The sequence below is a fragment of the Natronomonas sp. genome, assembly GCF_047616845.1.
In the GTDB taxonomy this organism is placed as follows: domain Archaea; phylum Halobacteriota; class Halobacteria; order Halobacteriales; family Haloarculaceae; genus Natronomonas.
The window spans coordinates 1-17,664 of the sequence record NZ_JBLGBY010000049.1 but is presented as its reverse complement, the minus strand read 5'-3'; the positions used below and the strand labels follow the sequence as shown (position 1 = coordinate 17,664).

Here is a 17,664-nt window from a genome sequence, read left to right as displayed (position 1 = left end):
GGGGCAACCGACGCGTTCGCTGCCCTCGACACCGACGCGCTATCGACCGACGATTCCCCCACGGGGTCGAACACCGAGCCGTCCGTCGCCGAAATCGTCGGCGGGACGACCGGCACCGAGCGATCGTCCGAGACGGCCGCTGCTGACGCAGACGACTCGCTCGCTGCTCGGCTTCAAGCCGAGATCGACGCGCTGGACGACATCGCTGTGGGAATGTTGCGACAGTACCGCAACCACGGCCCGGTGACGCCACAGGACGCCCACGCCGCGGCGGGCGGCTCCGGCGACCGAACTGGGGCGTACGCCGCGAATCGGACGCTCCGAGAACACGGGTTTGTCACGCACGTCGCACGCGGCAACCACGACTACGCGCTGCCGTCGCTCGTGGTGTCGGAGTCGAAAGACCCGTTCAATCTGAACAATACCCTCCCCGCTGCGGAACGCGACCGCATCGTCCAGGCTGTCGAATCGTCGTTCGTCCCCGGTGTCGACGCGCCGGGAGCGGCCGACCCTGGGACGACTACCGAAGCCGAGACCGATGCGGAATCCGACGAGAGCGCGACCGCTGCGGACGGTGGTGCAACGGCCAGCCAAGTCGAACCGTGGCCGGACGCCTGAGGCGTCAGGAAGCACCGCCTCCGGCCCATTGACGTGATTTTTATGTGGACGCATCGGCACATCGTACTCGGGCCGCGTCGGGCCGGGACGGCGGAGTGAGCAGCCTCAGACGAGGGGAGCGACCAGGTCTTCCAGCGCGGCTTTCGGGTCGTCCGCTTTCGCGACGCCGGACGCTAGGAGGACGCCCTCCGCGCCGAGGTCGCCGGCGGCTTCGAGATCGTCGCCGGTCGAGATGCCCGCGCCACAGAGGACGGGCACGTCACCGACTGCGGCGGCTGCCTCGACGGAGTCGGTCACGACGTCGGGGTCGGCCTTCGAGACGGGTGTGCCAGTGCCGATGAGTTCGGGCGGTTCGACGGCGACAGCATCCGGTTCGAGCGCCGCGGCGGCTGCTATCTGGCGAGGGTTGTTCGCACAGACGACGGTTTCGAGGTCGGCTCGCTCGGCGGCTCGGACGCTCGCGTCGATATCCGCGAGCTTCAGGCGGTTCTCGGAGTGGTTGAGCAGTGTCCCGACAGCGCCTGCATCGGCGGCGGCCTCGGCGAGCGTCGAGCCCGTATGCGAGCCATGACCAACGGGCGAGACGTGCTGGGCCCACGTTTCGACGCCGGTGTCGGCGACGCGGTCGATGTGCGCCGCTTGCGGTGCGACGGCGATTCGAACGCCTGTCTCCTCCGCGACGGCGGCGGCTGCTTCCGCGACGGCAACTGGGTCACACGGATACGCTTTCAGGTTAACGAGGACGAACATAGCGAGAACGCGGTTGCCGGGCGCAAATAGTTGTCCATGATGTATGGGTCAGGGAACGCACGACGAGGTCAGCGAATGCATGTTCACGTTCTGCTTGGCTTGTCGACGTTCGAGAGCGAGTTACAGCCGTGTCGCGCGAATAACGTCTAATCTATCGGCCGCCGCCTCAGCGCTGTCGACGACCGCATCGACATCGTGGATGACAGCGCGTAGTGCGAGTGCGTTGACGGAGAGTCCGTCAGTAAACGTCGCCTCCAGGGCGGTCTGTCGATAGTCGTCACACTCGCTTTCGAGCGTGCGGACGGCCTCGATCGGCTCGACGATCTCGCCGGTATCCGTCCCCTGCATGAGAGCGTCGAGGAACGCAGTCGTCGCCGCGTCGAGTGCTTCGAAAGCCGAGATGGCGAGCTCCGCCATCCGTACGAGCGCAATGCGGCAGGTGTCGGACAGGCTCGGCCGCATGGTGGCGAGTTCGTACGCGACGGCCTCTGCCCGATTCGAAACGGCTTCAACCGAGGTGACGAACGAGACGAGGCCGCCGACAGTCCGGTACGCCTCCGAATCAGTGGCGACCGCTCGGCCGAGGACAACCCGGAGTTCCCTCGCCGTAGCGTTACAGGCTGACTCCCGTTCTCGAATCGAGTTGACGGTGCTCGTGAGCGCCTCGTCGTCCCGGTAGTTCTCGATGAGCGTAAGCAACGACTCGACGCAGCGGCCGACCTCAGTTACGAGCGTTTCGGTGCGACCGCGGACGGTCTTCGGAACGGCTTGCGGTGTCGCCATATGCGAACCGCGGTCGGTCACGGGAAGGCCGCTGCTATGACCCGCCCGTACGCGACTGTTTGTCACAGCCGATGGATTGACGCGCCCGGAGTCCAACATCGAGGGTATGACGTTCCAGCTCTCGCCCGAACAGGAGGCGATTCGTGAGGCCGTCCACGAGTTCGGTATGGAGGAGATACGTCCCGTCGCAAAGGAGTACGAAGCCGACCACCGCTACCCCTCAGAGTTGCTCTCGGCCGCGGCCGACCTCGACCTCGTCGCGCCACACGTCCCCGAGGAGTACGGTGGTGCTGGCATGGACGCCATCGCGACTGTCCTTATCACCGAAGAGCTGTGGCGTGCCGACCCCGGCGTCGGCGGGTCGATTGCGGCCGCCGACTTCGGTACGGGGATGCTCCTCGAGTTCGGCGACGAGTGGATGTGCGAAGAGTGGCTCCCGCCGATTACGGCCGGCGAGACGCCAATCGCGACCGGCATCTCCGAGCCGGCCCACGGCTCGAACGTCGCCGGGATGGACACACGCGCTGAACAGGATGGCGACGAATGGGTGCTCAACGGCAACAAGATGTGGATTACGAACGGCTCGGTCGCCGACGTGGCCATCATCATGGCGAAAACGTCCCCCGAGAAGGGCCACAACGGCATCACGGCCTTCCTCACCGAGACGGACGTCGACGGCTACGACGCGACGCCGATTCGGAACAAACTCGGCATCAAGGCCCAGGACACGGCCGAAATCGTCATCGACGACCTCCGCGTGCCCGATGAGAACGTCGTCGGGGAGGTCGACGAGGGGTTCTACCAGCTCATGCAGTTCTTCTCGGCCGCCCGCGCGGACGTGTCCGGGCAGGCGACCGGCGTCGCACAGGCCGCCCTCGATGAAGCCGTCGCCTACGCCCAGGAACGCGAGCAGTTCGGCCAGCCGATTTCTGAGTTCCAGGCCATCGAACACAAGATCGCCGAGATGGCGACGAACGTCGAGGCCGCGCGCTCGCTGGCGTATCGCGCGGGCGCCGCCCTGGAAGCAGGCGACGACGCGCTCGCAACACGGCTCTGTTCGATGGCGAAGCTGTTCGCCTCAGAGATGGCCGTCGACGTCACTGACGAGGCGTTGCAGGTGCATGGCGGGGCGGGATACGTCTCCGACCACCACATCGAGCGGTTCTACCGCGACGCCCGCATCACGAAAATCTACGATGGAACCTCGGAGATCCAGAAGAACATCATCTCGGAGCAGCTGTTCTGACCTCACTTCATCTAACAGCGGTTTACTCGTGTGGGTCACGGTTGTACTATCTTGGAAACCCATCCCGTGGGCCCACTCGGGAAGGCATCCGTTTCATCTTCCGGTTGAAGCGTACCTGTCCCGTCGGTTGCTCGGACGACCACCTCGTGTTCGCTTCCGGGCGAGTCGTAGACGTGCGACCACTGCCGTCTGACGTCGGCGCCGGGCAGCGGTTCCGAGCGCGTCACGTCCGTCCAGGATTCGCCGCCGTCGGTCGACAGCTCAACCTGGTCGATACCCCGCGTCCCGGCGAACGCGTGGCCACCGACCCGAATCCGACCGTCATCCAGATGGTCGATGAGGTGGAGTTTCGCGACCGTCTCGACCGGGCCGGTGCCGTGCCAGCCACGCTCCTCCCAGTAGCCGTCGACTTCCTCTTCGAGCACCTCGATTTCGGTGATCCACTTGACGTTGATTTCACCCCAGTGACCGGGGATGAGCGCCCGAACCGGGTAGCCGTGGCCGCGCGGGAGCACGTCGCCGTTCATCCCGTACGCGAGGAAGCCATCGGACAGCGCCGACAGCGGGAACTCCTCGTAGAAGCCGTCGGCCGCCCGGAGCATCACGCAGCACTCCTCAGCCGGGCCAGCCGGGTCGACGACGTCCATGATGGGAATCCCAGTCCACAGCGCATTGTCGAGTTTCTTCCCGTTGAGGGATTCGCCGACACAGCGCAGCGAGACGAAGCGGTTCTCGGCGCCCATCTCGCGGACGTCCTCGTAGGAGTACGACACCGACTCATCGACCGCACCGGTCACCGACAGCTCCCAGTCGGCTGTATCGAGGTTCGGGTCGGTCGCGTTAATGTCGACCTCGTAGAAGGATTCGCTCACGAGCGGTTCGAGCCCCGGCACGTTGAGGGATTTCGCGTCCGCCTCGGACAGCAGCGAGTCGATTTCGGACGCCACTGATGGCTCGACGTCGAGTGCCACGCTCCCGCTGGAGCCAGTGACGCCACCGCGACTGCCGAGGACGAACCCTCCGATGGAGAGGCCGATTGCGCTCGCGACGCCGCCGAGGACGCTCCGTCGTTCCTCCGAGATACCGCCGACCTCGCCGCCTCTGACGGAGAGTTCTCCGACTGCGATGACGACGCCCATCGCGACGCCGGTCACGACGGACGCCAGCGGTGCGGCCGTCACGACGAAGGCGATGGCGATGCCGCCGGCCGCCCCGACGAGGATACCGACCGGCGGTGCATCGAACCGGTCGCCGAGCAGCAGTCCGGCGAGCGATGCGGCGGCCAAAAGCAGCATCGAGATACCGAGTGCGGTTACGATGTTCAATTGGTCACCCACGTCGCCCAACACGAGGATTGCGAACGTGATGACCTGCGCCGGCAGCTGTCGCGCCATCGCGCCGGCTATCGGGCCGACGATGAACGATGGCGTGAACCCGGCGATAGCGTACGACCCCGCGATGCCAGCGACGCTCGCAAGAAGCGCAATCGCGACCATCCGGGGCGTTGGAAGCCGCTCGCGAAGCGTCGCTAGCCCGCCTGAGGGGTCGTTCATGGGTCGCATTGGGGCTGCGTACTCATACAATCATCCGTCCATGCTGCCTGTGCTGACGGGTACTTGGAGCACGTCAGCAGTGGCTGGGTACTCGTAGCCGTCGTCGACCCCGTCGATGGGGCGGACGGTCGCGTCCTCTTCGGGGCCGCTGTCACTCTCCATCTGACGGGGCGCCTGCTCCCCGCCGGCACCGGGCTCTTCGTTCTGCTCGGTGTCCGCGTGCCACAGGACTAGCTCGTCCGTCACGTCATCCTCGATGGGCTCGCCGTCACCGAACAGCCCGATGCCGCTCGCTTCGGGCGCGTAGAAGAGGTCGTTCGACTGCACGAACATCGCCGCCAGCGAGAGCTGTTGGCCCTCGCTTGCCTCGACGGTGAATTCGGTCGCCATCCCGTCGCCTTCCATGCCACCGCCGTTTTCCATGTCACCCTCGGTTTCGTTCATTCCGCCGTCATCATCCGTATCGCCCCCGGAGCCGAGACACCCGGCGAGCAGTGCGGCTCCGGTCGTTCCCATCCCTACCAGCGTCCGTCGGCGCGTCTGCCTTTTCGACATCACGATCGGTTCCTCACCAGTTTCGGTAAAAGCGATTTTTCAAGATCGCTACGAGGTTCGTCACGATTCCGTGTCGAATCTCTCTAGAATTCGTCGCAAAACTGGGGGAGCGAATGGCTCATCTCGGATGTTCGTCGTTCCGGATTGACTCGGGCGCGAAACCGACGCTTACACGAACGTCGAACCATGACGGGATGGTATGAATGGGCGTCGCGTGTGGGTGCCGGTCGACGGTGAGCCGCGGCTCGGAACGGTCGTCAGATACACCTACGCGCCGAAAACGGGAGCGCGGCTGCTCGCGGTCGAGCTGGATGAACCGGTCGATGAGACCGAAGAGGTCGTCGTGAACTCGAGGATCGACGACGTGCTGTTCGAAAACGAACTCTAGTCCTTCCGTTTGACGACGTCACCGAGCGTGGTACCCTCGGTCGACGACCCGCCCGACCACTCGTTGTCGTCGCCGGAACCGCCGGTCGAAAGGGAGATAGCGAGCGCCTTCTCGAGTTTGCGCTGTACTTTGTCGCTCGGGAGGACGTCACCACCCTCGATCTTTCGGATGAGGCTCGCCTTCTCGTTAAGCTGGTTTGCGAGCTCTTCTTGGGTGAGCCCCTCGCTCTCGCGGGCGTTTCGGATGCGCTCGTCGTAATCCTGGACGACCTCGTCCATCTCGTCGAACATGTCGCGGCCGCCGCCGCCACCGCCCGAGGAGGATGAGGTGCTTCGGGCTGCAGATGAAGCGCTGTCGGAAGACGAAGAAGAGGAACTGGACGTCGAGTATTTCGTCGACGTCGAGGAGGTGTCCTGCGTCTTCACCTCCGTTCCGAAATCGGCGCACTCGTCACAGACATCGAGTTCTGCGCCTTCGATTTTGACGGTTTTCGGCGACCCCGTTTTGGTGCCGCACATTTCACACTGAACCATGGTCAGTTCTAGCCGCTGGGGCGCAAAAGGGTTTTCCCGCGACGTGCTGACGACGGGCACACTCTCGGCTTTAGAGGTCAGCGTTGGCCCACGAAAGCGCCTCGGCCATGTCGTGTTTCGGCGGCGAACAAGTGAACGACCGGCAGGCGTACACCGTCGGCTCGCCGTCACGGGCCTCTCGGTTCGCCCAGATGGGCGGCACCTCCCCGAGTCCGAGGTGGTTAGCCCACCCTTCGGCGCCGCTCTCGGTTGGCGGGCGGATACTGATGAGTCGCGTCGGAAGATACGCTTCGGCCAGGTCGTCTCGCCACTCGCCCGGCAGTTCGTCGGCGGCGATGGTCAACTCCAGGGCGCCGACGGCACGCGTGTCAGCGGCGAGCGTGAGTGAGGCGTGCGACAGCGGGTCGGATTCGAGCGTCGACGCGTGCGTTTCGATGACGGATTCGGCGACCTCGTCGAACCCTTCGTCGGGCGCGATGTGGGCGAGCGCCGAGAGGAACTGCACAGCGACGCCGGTGCTCGACGGCGTGGAGGAGTCGGTGAGCTCCTGTGGGCGCGCGACGAGCGATTCACCGCCCGTCGGCGTGAAGTACAGCGTCTCCTCGGATTCATCGTAGAAGTCGTCACGGATGACGCGCCCAAGTTCGAGCGCGAACGAGAGATGCGAGACGTCGCTCGTCGCCTGATACGTATCGAGCGCGCCACGCCCGAGGAAGGCATAATCCTCGAGATAGCCCTGGATGCCGACATCGCCACCGTGGGACGAGGCCCCACGAGCCTCCGAGCGTCGCTCGGAGACATCCTTGAATCTGCGGTTCAGGCGGCGCTCGTCTTCGTTCCAGAGTCGCTCGCGACAGAATTCGAGGGCGTCCTCCGCGGCAGCGGCGAACTCGGGGTCGAGCGCGATGGCGCCCTCGGCGAACGTCGAGATCATGAGGCCGTTCCAGCCAGCGAGCACCTTCTCGTCGCGCGGCGGGCGTGGACGCTCGGAACGCGCCTCGAAGACCTGCTCGCGGGCCCGCTCGATGGCGTCGGTGACCACCGATCCACCGAGGTCGTACTCCTCGGCGAGCATCTCGATGTCTTCGGCCTCCGTCAGGACGGTCGTTCCCTCCTCGAAGTTCCCGGCTTCCGTAATACCGTAGCGGTCACAGAATATCTCGGCATCCGTCTCCTCGTCGACGACATCGTGAACCTCTGTCGGCGTCCAGACGTAGAAGACCCCCTCCTCGCGCTCGCCCGATTCGTCCTCGCTTTCGGCGTCCAAAGTCGAGTAGAAGCCGCCGTCGGGATGGGTGAGCTCCCGTTGAACGAACGCGAGCGTCTCGTCGACCACCTCGGCGTATCGCTCATCGCCGGTGAGTTGGTAGCCGGCGAGGAAGGCGCGCGGAATCTCGGCGTTGTCGTACAGCATCTTCTCGAAATGCGGCACCGTCCAGTCGCGGTCGACACAGTAGCGATGGAAGCCGCCGCCGACGTGGTCGTAGAGGCCGCCCGAGGCCATCGCATCGAGCATCTCGACGGCAACGTCTCGGTACTCTTTGCGGCCCGTGCGGTCGTAGGCGCGCGTGAGGATGTGAACGCGGCCGGGATGTGGGAACTTCTGGCCGCGGCCCCAGCCGCCGTACTCGCGGTCTGCGCCCCGAACCGCTGAACTCGCGGCGGCGTCGATGAACTCCGCGTCGGGGGCCTCGCCGGGCTCTTCGGGCGTCGATTCGAGTTCGCCCTCCAGCGCCTCGGCCCACTGGTCGGCGCGCTCCTCGATCTCGTCGCGCTCTTCGGGGTCGTTCCACGAGTCGGCGATATCTCCGAGCAGCTGGCTGAACGCTGGCATCCCCTGCTTCGGTTCCGGCGGGAAGTAGGTTCCAACCTGGAAGGGGCGGCCGTCGGGCGTCAGCCAGACGGACAGCGGCCAGCCGCCGTTGCCGCGTACCATCTGACAGATGCTCATGTAGACGCTGTCGACGTCCGGGCGCTCCTCGCGGTCGACCTTGATGGGAACGAAGTTCTCGTTGAGAATCTCGGCTGTCTCCGGGTCGGAGAAGCTCTCGTCTTCCATCACGTGACACCAGTGGCAGGCAGCGTAGCCAATCGAGAGGAAGATTGGCACGTCGCGTTCCTCGGCCAGGCCGTGGGCCTCCTCGTCCCACGGTTGCCAGGAGACCGGGTTGTCGGCGTGTTGGCGGAGATACGGTGAAGACGCCTCGTCGAGGCGGTTGTCCATACGCTGTCTGGGGTCGCCACGCTACTAAACGCCGGGGCTTCGTCGGCACGCCCCGGGATAGCGGCTTATTTCAGGCACCAGCCAGAGTGGTTGGATATGAACCTCTCACGCAGAGCCGCCCTCCGTGCTGGGGGCGGGCTGGTCGCGGCGGCGGGGCTCGCAGGCTGTGTCGAACAACGCGTTACCAAACGCACGACGGAGGTCGAAAGCAGCACGCACTGGGCGCTGTCGCCCGATGTCAGTGAGTCGCTTTCGGCGAGTGAGTTCGATACCTACGTCGACGAGATGAAAGACCGCTACGGCGACAGCGGTGTCTGGGGCCGGGAATCGGAACAGCCGGACAATTTCGAGACGGCCTACGTCCAACAGTTCGCCATCAAACGGGATACGCCGGGTGACCCCGGCGGGACGAAAGCGAGTCTGCGGCCCGGAGATGTCGACCCCGACGCGCCGCTGCTTTTCACCGACGCTTCGGTCGCCATCTACAGCGTGGGGGAGAACCGCTACCGCTACTGGCTGTGGGCCGCGGCGGACGCCAACGACAGCCGCCTCGTTCGGGATATCCGTCTCGGCGCGCTTTCGGCAGGCGTCCGTCCACAGGCTGGCCCGATTGCGGACGCTGCGAAACCGTCCACAAGCGGCGACGAAGCGACCGTATCGCTCGGAACGCCGCCGACAGCCACGTTCCCGCTCCGCGATGGGTCGCTCGGCACGACGACGATTCGCGGTGAAGACGGCACGTACCGCGTCAACTGGGCCGGCGACGTGAACGGCGTCCAGTCGGTCAACGGTGTCTGCGAGGAAGAGCGAACGAGCGCCCACGAGTTCTTCTGGACGCTGTCGGCCGGCTACCGGTTCGAGACGACGGAATAGACACGTTCCTGTATAATATCGCCGCGCACAACAGCAACCTTTACACTTCTATGCGTCCCGAAATCGCACATGACAGAGACGGTCTTACTCGTCGGCGGCGGCGGACGCGAACACGCCATCGCCCGCGCGGTCGACACCTCGACGGCGACCGAGACGGAACTGTACGCCTGCGCATCAAACCGGAATCCCGGAATCACATCGCTGGCCGACGGCTTCGAAACCGTATCCGAAACTGACGCCGACCCAATCGTCGCATACGCTGAGGATGTCGGCGCCACGCTCGCAGTCATCGGCCCCGAATCGGCGCTCGAAGCCGGCGTCGCTGACGCGCTCGACGAGGCGGGCGTCTACGCGTTCGGCCCCCAGGAAGCCGAAGCCCGCATCGAGACGGACAAGGCATTCCAGCGGGAGTTCATGGACGAACACTCGATTCCCGGCTGCCCGGATTACGCCGTTTTCGACGACGCAGAAGATGCCGCCGATTACATCCGCAAGTACGACGGTGACCTCGCCATCAAGCCGCAGGGACTCACCGGCGGGAAAGGCGTCCGTGTCATCGGCGACCAGATTACCGAGGACGAGGGCATCGAGTACGTCCTCGAAAGCGACTACGAGACGTTCGTCCTCGAAGAGCGTCTGGTCGGCGAGGAGTTCACCGTCCAGGCGTTCGTCGCCGACGGCCAGTATCGCGTTTCGCCGGCCGTCCAAGACCACAAACGAGCCTACGAGGGTGACGAGGGGCCCAACACCGGCGGGATGGGGTCGTACAGCGATGCCACCTTCGAGCTGCCGTTCATGACCGAATCGGAGTACACCGACGCCGTGAGCATCATCGACGCCGTCGTCGAGGCGATGCCCGACTACAAGGGTATCCTCTACGGGCAGTTCATGCTCACATCCGAAGGGCCGAGAGTCGTCGAGTTCAACGCCCGCTTCGGCGACCCCGAGGCGATGAACACGCTCCCGGTGCTGGAAACCGACTTCGTCGACATCCTCGTCGCAGCACGCGAGGGTGAAGAACTGCCCGACCTGGTGTTCTCGAATCAGGCCACTGTCTGCAAGTACGCGGTTCCGGACGGTTACCCGACCGACCCCGAAGCGGGCGCGAAGGTGCAGATCGACGAGGAGAGCGCAGGAGAGGCGCTGTTGTTCTACGCCAGCGTCGACGAGCGGGATGATGGCATCTACACGACCACCTCGCGGTCGTTCGCCGTTGTCGGGCTCGCCGAAACCATCACGAGCGCGGAAGCCATCGCCGAGGAAGCCTTAGCAAAGGCAGGTGAGGAAGGCCTCCGCGTCCGTCACGACATCGGGAAAGCCGACCTCCTGCAGAAGCGCATCGACCATATGAGCGAGATTCGCGGCGACTGATACGGATTGTTGTACCAAATTACTGGCGAGCGGCCGGGACGGTTCGGCGTTCGCCGGGAAACGACTACAACAATCCGTATGAAGCCCTCGAACGGCCGGGCGGAAGCGGAAGAACTCTCTATCGTCGGGTGTCTCGATAACGCGCTGGATAGCGGTGACGATGCCGCCGAGGCTGTCAACAACCTAAATAGTTAGCCGTCGTAGTGACGGTGTCTACGAACAATCCATGTTGTATGTCATCTAGCGTGGGGACATCGCGAACGCGCGTCACCTGCACCGACTGTCACTTCTCGAAGGACGTCGAGGCGGATGGACAAGCACCTGCAGAGACCATAATCGAACACGGACGCGAGCGCGGGCACAAGCTCACAATCGAGCACCCGGACGAGCAGTGACTGCGGAAGTTACGACGACGCTTCGTCGGCCCGCTCGGCGAGGTCTTCGAGGGCTTCTTCGGCAGTCTCGACCGCTCGCTCCTTCTTCGCAGGATAGGCCTCGACCTTTCCCCGGAGCATGAGGCCGGTGCCGAGTTCGACGTCGCCGTTGTAGGCAGCCTGTTTGTCGAGTTGCAGGAAGAACGCACAGTTCTCGTCGACTCGCTGGTCGAGTTCGTCAATGAGCTCTTCGAAATCGTCGAGTCCGGCGAGTTTCGAGAGGACGTGTCGAACCTCGTCGGCGCGTTCGAGCCGAGCCGAGAGGACGAGAATCCGGTCGCCGTGATGGCCCTCGGTCACCTCGCGTTCGAGCTCAACGTCGTCGGGAAGGAACGTCCGAACTGCCGCCTCGACCCGTTTTTCGTCCTCCGTGGAGTAACAGAACGTTCGGAGGTCGACGTAGTGAAACGGGACGGCGGCCATCCGCTTACTCCTCGTCTTCGTCGGCCGCTTCGAGGCTCTCCTCGGCGATACCGGCCTCCTGGCCTTCCTCGAACTGCACGATGTAGGTGTTGTCGCCGAACATCGTCTCCGAAACCTGCGACACTTCGCCGACCTCACCGTCGTACTCGCTGTGCTTGTCGTGGAGAATCACGTCGTCTCCCTTCTCGAATGCCATACACGCGCTTCTCGCTGGGCCGGAAAAAGCCCGTCGTTTCGCCTCACAGGCCGGGCACTTGGAGGGGTCACCGGTCGAACGCTTTTTGCGATGAGGGGCCGAACCGTCGGCTATGACACGCTCCTCCGCCGCCACCTTGGATCGGCCGCCAACCGTTTCGGAATCCCCGGTTCAATCATGACGACCGTCGACGGACTCTGGTACCTCGCCGACGAGGCCGCACGGCAAGCGACCCAAGCGTACCACCGGACAGCGGATGCCTACGACGACGACCACATCGAACACACCTACCGAAAGCGCGTCTCCCGTGGCCGCTTTCGGACGCTCGCCAACCGCATCCAGGATAGTGGCGCCCCCTACGGCGCCCATACGCTCGTCTATCGAGACTGTGGGGAACTGCTCTTGGTGCGTCACGAAGGCGTGGATTTGTGGGTACTGCCCGGTGGCGGCGTCGACGGCTCCGAATCGTTCCGGGAAGCCGCCGAGCGCGAGCTTGAGGAGGAGGCCGGCGTCGACGTCACCTACGAGGGGCTGGCGATGCTCAATCGGGTCGAAATCAGCTGTAGCGGCTGTGAGATGTGGGGTGTTCTTCCGGTGTTCTGCGCCCGCGCGGAGTCGACTGAAACGACGATATCCGACCCCGATGGCGAGATCAGCGCGGCACGGTGGTACGCCCCCGACGCCGTGCCAGAAGATACACGCGACCGCGAAGACGTCATCGCCGCAGCGCGTGAGACGGTCGTCTGATTACTTGTGGGCTTCGGGGATGCTGGGGTCGGTGTGTATCGGTCGCTCGAAGTCGCTCTCCATCTCTGTCGAGTGGTCAGTGGTGGTCTCCGCTCGTTGGTCTGTTTCGGTTTGCTCCTCGCGCTCGCCTTTTTCTCCGACCCGAACCGTCATCACGGGCACATCCGAGGAGCGGACGACCCGTTCTGCGACGCTGCCGAGCAGCAGGCGGTTGAGCCCGCCCCGACCGTGGGTGCCCATCACGATGAGGTCACAGTCTTCGTCCGTGGCGTAGGAGACGATCTCGCGGCTCGGTGGCCCCTCCGTCATCGAGGTGACGGTCGTGTCGTCGGGCGCCCGGTCTTCGGCGGCCCGAAGCGCTGTTTCTCCTTCCTCGCGTAACAGCGAGGTGACGCTCTCCCAGGAGGTCTCCATCGGGAGGTTGGCGAAACTGGCCGTGTTGATGACGTAGAGGAAATGCAGTTCGGCGTCGTGAGCGCCCGCGAGGTCGGCTGCGTGGTCGATGACCCGGGTCATGCCCGCCGACCCGTCCGTCGGGACGAGGATGTTGTTGTACATTGGCACCACACCACATGATAATTCCGGGCAGCCATACAAACAGTTTTCGACCGTTCGAAGCCCGGACGAAGGCCGATTACGGCAAAATGACGTTCTTCACATCGTCGACGCCCGCGCGGCGAACGACCGACCGAACGGGGTCGTGGTTGTCACAGAGATTGTCCGAATCGCCGTCGAAGACGACCAGGCGTGCCTCGCGGCCGGGTTCGATGACACCGCAGTTCAGGCCCGCGATCTCCGCGCCGGCAGCCGTCGCCATGCGAAGCACCTCGGGTGCGGAGACGTCGAACAGCTTCGCCGTGAACTCCATCTCCCGGAACATCGAGGGGCTGTTCAGCATGACGTTGTCCGTCCCGAGCGCGACGGTCGTCCGCTCCAGCAGCTTCTCGACCGGTGGCAGCCCCGCGTCGGTGACGAGGTTCGACCGCGGGCAGACGACGACGGGCGTGTCGCTGTCCTGCACTCGCTCGAGGTGTATCTCTTCAGCGTGTACCATGTGGACGAGGAAATTCGGGTCGAGGTCGAGCGCCGGATTGATGTCGTGTTGGTCGACCTCGCCAGCGTGGATGGCGAACGGCTTATCGGCGCGTTCGGCCGCGCGTCGTTCCTCGGAGAAATCCGAATCGTGGGCACCACTCGCCCCGTACCCATCAGCCACCTCAATCACCTCGGTTTCCTCACGACCGAACACGACCGGCTCGATATCGCGGCTCCCGGCAGCATCGAGCAGCGCTTCCACCCCTTCGACGCCACCTTCGCGAAATTCGAGAAACGCCGTCGTCCCGCCGCTCTCCATGAACTGCAGCGACCGCTCCATCGATTCGACGAGCTCCTCACGCGAGGCGTCCGCGAGCAGCCGGTGTTTCAGCCCACCCGGCGGCGCGACGAGTTCCTCGAGCGACAACCCCCGCCCGGCCTCCTTCGCGATGGAGTCGCCGATATGCGTGTGCGCGTTGACGAACGCCGGGCAGATGATGTCCGTCGATGCGGTTTCGGCTTCCTCTATGGCCGTAATCTCACCGTCTTCGACGATGACGCGTCCGTCTACGGGTTCGTAATCCTCCCCTGCGAGTATCGTCCCCGAGAGTTCCATATTGGCCACTGGGGGCGCCCCCGTTAAAACTCGTCCAGTTCAGAACTCATCGAGCGTCGCGTTCACGCCCTGTCGGACGTCGACAACGAGTGCGTCCAGGTCGAGCCCCAGAACGTCCTCTGCGGCCTGGCCTACTTGCTCTTCGAACGCTTCGGGCGCGTAGACACCGAGTCGCCACTGCTCGCGCTGGGCACGCCGAAGCGCGCCCACGAGCGTCGATTGGGTTCCCAACTGCCGCACTTCGCCGTTGACCACGACGCGACTCGTCGACTCCCGCATCGCCGGCCGCGAGGGCACGTCGAGGATTACCGATTCGGGGTCGACGTCCGCCCGCTCGGCGATGGCCGCCTCGAACTCCCGGATGGTCTCGTGGTCGGCATCGACGATATCGTCGGGCACGTCGTGTAGTTCCGCCCAGATGGCACGCTTGTACAGTTGCCGGACGTCGAGTTTGCGGGCGAAGCCAGCCGTCGCCTCACAGTTCCGGAGCGCGACGGTCAAGTCGCGGTCGTCCATCCGTCGGAGTTCCTCCGGCGTCGTTGCGTCCGCGGCGAGCAGTTTCTGCGTCGCCTCCCGGAGCATCGCCTTCGAGATGCGGGCGACGTGGTGATTGTAGACGACCGGGTTCATCAGCGCGCGTGCCAGGAGGAGGGATTCGGCGGTCTGGACGTTGCCCGACGCGAGGACAAGTTCGCCATCGACGAACCGGAGTTCCCGAACGAGCCGTCCGTGGTCGATGGTGCCGTAGGGGACGCCGGTGTGGTGGGCATCACGGACGAGATAGTCCATGCGGTCGACGTCGAGTTCCCCGGAGACGAGCTGGCCGAGTTCGCCCTTGCCAGCGACGAGATCGGCGATGCGGTCTGGGTCGAGGTCGTGAAGCGCGAGCACGCGGGCGACCTCACCGCTTTCGAGCAGGTCGCCGACGTCGTCGTGCATCTTGCCGGTGTGGCGCGCGACGATGCCCTCGACGTTGTGGCTGAAGGGCGCGTGACCGATGTCATGAAGGATGGCGGCGGCCCGGACGCGCTCGGCCTGCTTGCCCGCCATATTGAGATGGTCGAGCGCGCGCGTGGCGAGGTGATAGACGCCGAGCGAGTGTTCGAACCGCGTGTGGTTGGCGCTCGGATAGACAAGCTCCACGGTGCCGAGTTGCTTGATGCGGCGGAGTCGCTGTACCTCCGGCGTATCGAGAAGCGCCTCGGCGACGCCGTCGACCTCGATGTGGTCGTGGACGCTGTCCTTGATGGTGGCCATTGCCTCCGGGTTCGGCGGCCTCGGATAAAAACCGTCGTCCCGCTCAGGCCAGTCCGAGCACCACCTTGGCGGCGGGCTCGACCTCGTCGATGGCCGCTTCGGGACAGTAGACGCCGAGACGCCACTGTGCGCGCCGTGCTCGACGCAGCGCGCCGACGAGCTCCGACGCTGTTTCGAGCCGCTCTACTCCCTCGTCGACGATGACGCGCGTTCTCGATTCCTTCAGGGCCGGTCGCGACGGGATGTCGACGACGACGGAATCGCGGTCGAGGCCGGCTTCTTCGGCGATTTCACGCGCCGCGCGGCGTTCGTCCTTGCGGGTCATCTCCGCGATGCCGTCGGGTACGTCTTCGAGGCCTGCCCAGACCGCCCGTTTGTAGAGGTTCCGGCGCTCGATGCGCGAACCAAGGTCGGGGACGCGCTCGCGGAGTTCGACCAGGAGGTCGTGGTCGGCCATCCGCGCGAACGTCTCGACGTCGAGGCCGTCATCGAGCAGACGCTCGCAGGCCCGCTCCAGCATCGCGCCCGCGATTCGGGAGACGTGGTGGCGATACACCGTCCCGTCCATCAGTGCGCGCGCCAGGAGGAGCGATTCGGCGGTCTGGACGTTGCCCGGTGCGAGCACGAGGCTACCGTCCCGATAGCGGAGCGCCCGGAGCAGCCGGCCGTGGTCGATAGTGCCGTAGGGGACGCCGGTGTGGTGGGCGTCACGGACGAGATAGTCCATGCGGTCGACATCGAGTTCGCCGGAAACAAGCTGGCCGAGCTCACCCTCGCCAGCGACGAGGTCGGCGATACGGCCAGGGTCGAGGTCGTGGGCTTCGAGGACGGTGTCGAGGTCGGTCTCTCGGAGCAACGCCCCGATTTCGTCGTGGTCACGGCCGGTGCGACGGCTGATGATGTCCTCGGTCTGGTGGCCGTAGGGGCCGTGCCCCACGTCGTGCAGGAGCGCGGCTGCGCGGACGTGTCGCGCGCGCTCGCCGTCGATGTCGAGGTGGGTCAGCGCCTCGCGGGCGAGGTGATAGACGCCGAGTGCATGCTCGAAACGGGTGTGAGACGCCGAGGGGTAGACCAACCGCACGGTCGACAGTTGCTTGATGTGGCGGAGTCGCTGGACGGGCGGGGTGTCCAGAAGCGCCGTCGCGACCGGGTCGAGCGGTATCCAGTCGTGGACGGAGTCCTTGATGGCGTTCATCGACGGGGGTTCGTCGGATAGGGGCAAAAGCGAGGGGGTCAGATACAAATCCGTCGGGTCGAAACCGGGAGTATGGTCACCTTCCTCGCCGGCGGGACGGGGACGCCGAAACTCCTCTACGGCGCCGACGGCGTCTTCGACCCCGCCGAAACGCCGGTCGTCTGCAACACCGGCGATGACGTGGAGCTTGGTGGGCTCCTCGTCTGCCCCGACGTCGACACCACGCTGTTCGCCGACGGCGACCGCCTCGACCGCGAGACGTGGTGGGGCATCGCCGACGACACCACCGAAACCCACGAGGAACTGCACGCCCTCGCCGACGCCGCCGGCCTCGAATCCGGCCCCAGATACCTGTCGGACGACGCACAGACCGCCGGCCGCGATATCGCCCGCTGGCGACGCTTCTCCGGCGTCGCGGAGTTCATGGAACTGGGCGACCGCGACCGCGCGATACACGTCACCCGGACGAGCCTGCTCGATGAGGGTTACACCCTGACCGAGGCCACGGAAACGCTCGCGAACGCCCTCGATATCGAGCGTCCGGTGCTGCCGATGAGTGACGATCCGGTCGCCACTATCATTCACACCGACGAGGGCCCGATGCACTTTCAGGAGTTCTGGGTGCACCGACGTGCCGACCCCGAAATCGAGCGCGTGGAGTTCCGCGGCGCCGAAACGGCGACACCGACCGATGCCGTACACGACGCCCTCGACGGCCCGGTCGTCATCGGCCCGTCGAACCCGGTGACGAGCCTCGGCCCGATGGTCGCGATGGATACCTTCCGCGAGGCCCTGGAATCGACACCAGTCGTCGCCGTCTCGCCGTTCGTCGAAGACCGCGTCTTCTCGGGCCCGGCCGCGAAACTG

19 protein-coding genes and 1 pseudogene are annotated in these 17,664 nt (G+C 65.1%); 8 read left to right on the top strand and 12 right to left on the bottom strand.

Going from position 1 to position 17,664, the window contains the following annotated elements; translation table 11 throughout:
* A pseudogene (locus ACI8UR_RS09995) lies at nt 1-618 on the top strand (hypothetical protein); the annotation flags it as partial.
* A 105-nt stretch (nt 619-723) separates the two neighbouring features.
* Here ACI8UR_RS09995 and tpiA read toward each other — a convergent pair.
* Together tpiA and ACI8UR_RS09985 are read right to left on the bottom strand one after the other, a co-directional pair.
* Nucleotides 724-1,368, bottom strand: a complete 645-nt coding sequence (gene tpiA, locus ACI8UR_RS09990; RefSeq protein WP_411715470.1) for a triose-phosphate isomerase — start codon at nt 1,366-1,368, stop codon at nt 724-726.
* Between the two features lie 120 nt (nt 1,369-1,488).
* Nucleotides 1,489-2,151, bottom strand: coding sequence for a DUF47 domain-containing protein (locus tag ACI8UR_RS09985; protein ID WP_411715471.1), 663 nt, complete (start codon nt 2,149-2,151; stop codon nt 1,489-1,491).
* Nucleotides 2,152-2,257: 106 nt separating this feature from the next.
* Between ACI8UR_RS09985 and ACI8UR_RS09980 the strand changes: the two genes are divergently transcribed.
* A complete protein-coding gene (locus ACI8UR_RS09980; RefSeq protein ID WP_415087827.1) occupies nt 2,258-3,397 on the top strand; it encodes an acyl-CoA dehydrogenase family protein in 1,140 nt (379 codons plus the stop codon).
* A gap of 35 nt (nt 3,398-3,432) precedes the next feature.
* On the opposite strand, the gene ACI8UR_RS09975 is transcribed toward ACI8UR_RS09980, so the two are convergent.
* Together ACI8UR_RS09975 and ACI8UR_RS09970 are read right to left on the bottom strand one after the other, a co-directional pair.
* Nucleotides 3,433-4,950, bottom strand: coding sequence for a molybdopterin-dependent oxidoreductase (locus tag ACI8UR_RS09975; RefSeq protein WP_415087826.1), 1,518 nt, complete (start codon nt 4,948-4,950; stop codon nt 3,433-3,435).
* Nucleotides 4,951-4,980: 30 nt separating this feature from the next.
* Nucleotides 4,981-5,505, bottom strand: coding sequence for a spondin domain-containing protein (locus ACI8UR_RS09970; protein WP_415087825.1), 525 nt, complete (start codon nt 5,503-5,505; stop codon nt 4,981-4,983).
* Between the two features lie 199 nt (nt 5,506-5,704).
* Here ACI8UR_RS09970 and ACI8UR_RS09965 point away from each other — a divergent pair, with 199 nt between their 5' ends.
* Nucleotides 5,705-5,893 (top strand): hypothetical protein, encoded by a 189-nt coding sequence (locus tag ACI8UR_RS09965; RefSeq protein WP_411715686.1) that lies wholly within the window; start codon nt 5,705-5,707, stop codon nt 5,891-5,893.
* Here ACI8UR_RS09965 and ACI8UR_RS09960 read toward each other — a convergent pair.
* Nucleotides 5,890-6,426, bottom strand: coding sequence for a multiprotein bridging factor aMBF1 (locus tag ACI8UR_RS09960; protein ID WP_411715687.1), 537 nt, complete (start codon nt 6,424-6,426; stop codon nt 5,890-5,892). The genes ACI8UR_RS09965 and ACI8UR_RS09960 overlap by 4 nt on opposite strands.
* 70 nt (nt 6,427-6,496) lie before the next feature.
* On the bottom strand, nt 6,497-8,650 hold the full coding sequence (locus ACI8UR_RS09955) for a thioredoxin domain-containing protein (RefSeq protein WP_411715688.1): 2,154 nt from the start codon (nt 8,648-8,650) through the stop codon (nt 6,497-6,499).
* A 96-nt stretch (nt 8,651-8,746) separates the two neighbouring features.
* Here ACI8UR_RS09955 and ACI8UR_RS09950 point away from each other — a divergent pair, with 96 nt between their 5' ends.
* The 3 genes from ACI8UR_RS09950 to ACI8UR_RS09940 all read left to right on the top strand — a co-directional run bounded on the left by ACI8UR_RS09950 (nt 8,747) and on the right by ACI8UR_RS09940 (nt 11,289).
* On the top strand, nt 8,747-9,523 hold the full coding sequence (locus tag ACI8UR_RS09950) for a hypothetical protein (RefSeq protein WP_411715689.1): 777 nt from the start codon (nt 8,747-8,749) through the stop codon (nt 9,521-9,523).
* A gap of 69 nt (nt 9,524-9,592) precedes the next feature.
* Complete coding sequence (gene purD, locus ACI8UR_RS09945; RefSeq protein ID WP_411715690.1) at nt 9,593-10,894, top strand: phosphoribosylamine--glycine ligase; 1,302 nt, start codon at nt 9,593-9,595, stop codon at nt 10,892-10,894.
* A gap of 233 nt (nt 10,895-11,127) precedes the next feature.
* Nucleotides 11,128-11,289, top strand: a complete 162-nt coding sequence (locus ACI8UR_RS09940; protein ID WP_411715691.1) for a hypothetical protein — start codon at nt 11,128-11,130, stop codon at nt 11,287-11,289.
* Between the two features lie 9 nt (nt 11,290-11,298).
* On the opposite strand, the gene ACI8UR_RS09935 is transcribed toward ACI8UR_RS09940, so the two are convergent.
* Both ACI8UR_RS09935 and ACI8UR_RS09930 read right to left on the bottom strand, forming a co-directional pair.
* On the bottom strand, nt 11,299-11,751 hold the full coding sequence (locus ACI8UR_RS09935; RefSeq protein WP_411715692.1) for an RNA-binding protein: 453 nt from the start codon (nt 11,749-11,751) through the stop codon (nt 11,299-11,301).
* 4 nt (nt 11,752-11,755) lie between these two features.
* Nucleotides 11,756-11,947, bottom strand: a complete 192-nt coding sequence (locus ACI8UR_RS09930; RefSeq protein ID WP_411715693.1) for a DUF1918 domain-containing protein — start codon at nt 11,945-11,947, stop codon at nt 11,756-11,758.
* A gap of 177 nt (nt 11,948-12,124) precedes the next feature.
* Here ACI8UR_RS09930 and ACI8UR_RS09925 point away from each other — a divergent pair, with 177 nt between their 5' ends.
* Entirely contained in the window at nt 12,125-12,694 is a 570-nt protein-coding gene (locus ACI8UR_RS09925; protein ID WP_415087823.1) for an NUDIX domain-containing protein, read from the top strand.
* On the opposite strand, the gene ACI8UR_RS09920 is transcribed toward ACI8UR_RS09925, so the two are convergent.
* From ACI8UR_RS09920 to ACI8UR_RS09905, 4 genes are all read right to left on the bottom strand, one after another.
* Nucleotides 12,695-13,252: a universal stress protein gene (locus tag ACI8UR_RS09920; protein WP_411715695.1), complete on the bottom strand. Its 558-nt coding sequence runs from the start codon at nt 13,250-13,252 to the stop codon at nt 12,695-12,697. It abuts the gene before it with no gap.
* A 76-nt stretch (nt 13,253-13,328) separates the two neighbouring features.
* Complete coding sequence (locus tag ACI8UR_RS09915; protein WP_415087821.1) at nt 13,329-14,345, bottom strand: amidohydrolase family protein; 1,017 nt, start codon at nt 14,343-14,345, stop codon at nt 13,329-13,331.
* A gap of 39 nt (nt 14,346-14,384) precedes the next feature.
* Nucleotides 14,385-15,602, bottom strand: coding sequence for an HD domain-containing protein (locus ACI8UR_RS09910; RefSeq protein ID WP_415087820.1), 1,218 nt, complete (start codon nt 15,600-15,602; stop codon nt 14,385-14,387).
* A gap of 43 nt (nt 15,603-15,645) precedes the next feature.
* Nucleotides 15,646-16,797 (bottom strand): HD domain-containing protein, encoded by a 1,152-nt coding sequence (locus ACI8UR_RS09905; RefSeq protein WP_415087819.1) that lies wholly within the window; start codon nt 16,795-16,797, stop codon nt 15,646-15,648.
* 72 nt (nt 16,798-16,869) lie between these two features.
* Here ACI8UR_RS09905 and cofD point away from each other — a divergent pair.
* The coding region (cofD, locus tag ACI8UR_RS09900; RefSeq protein WP_415087818.1) for a 2-phospho-L-lactate transferase at nt 16,870-17,664 on the top strand (795 nt) is incomplete at its 3' end.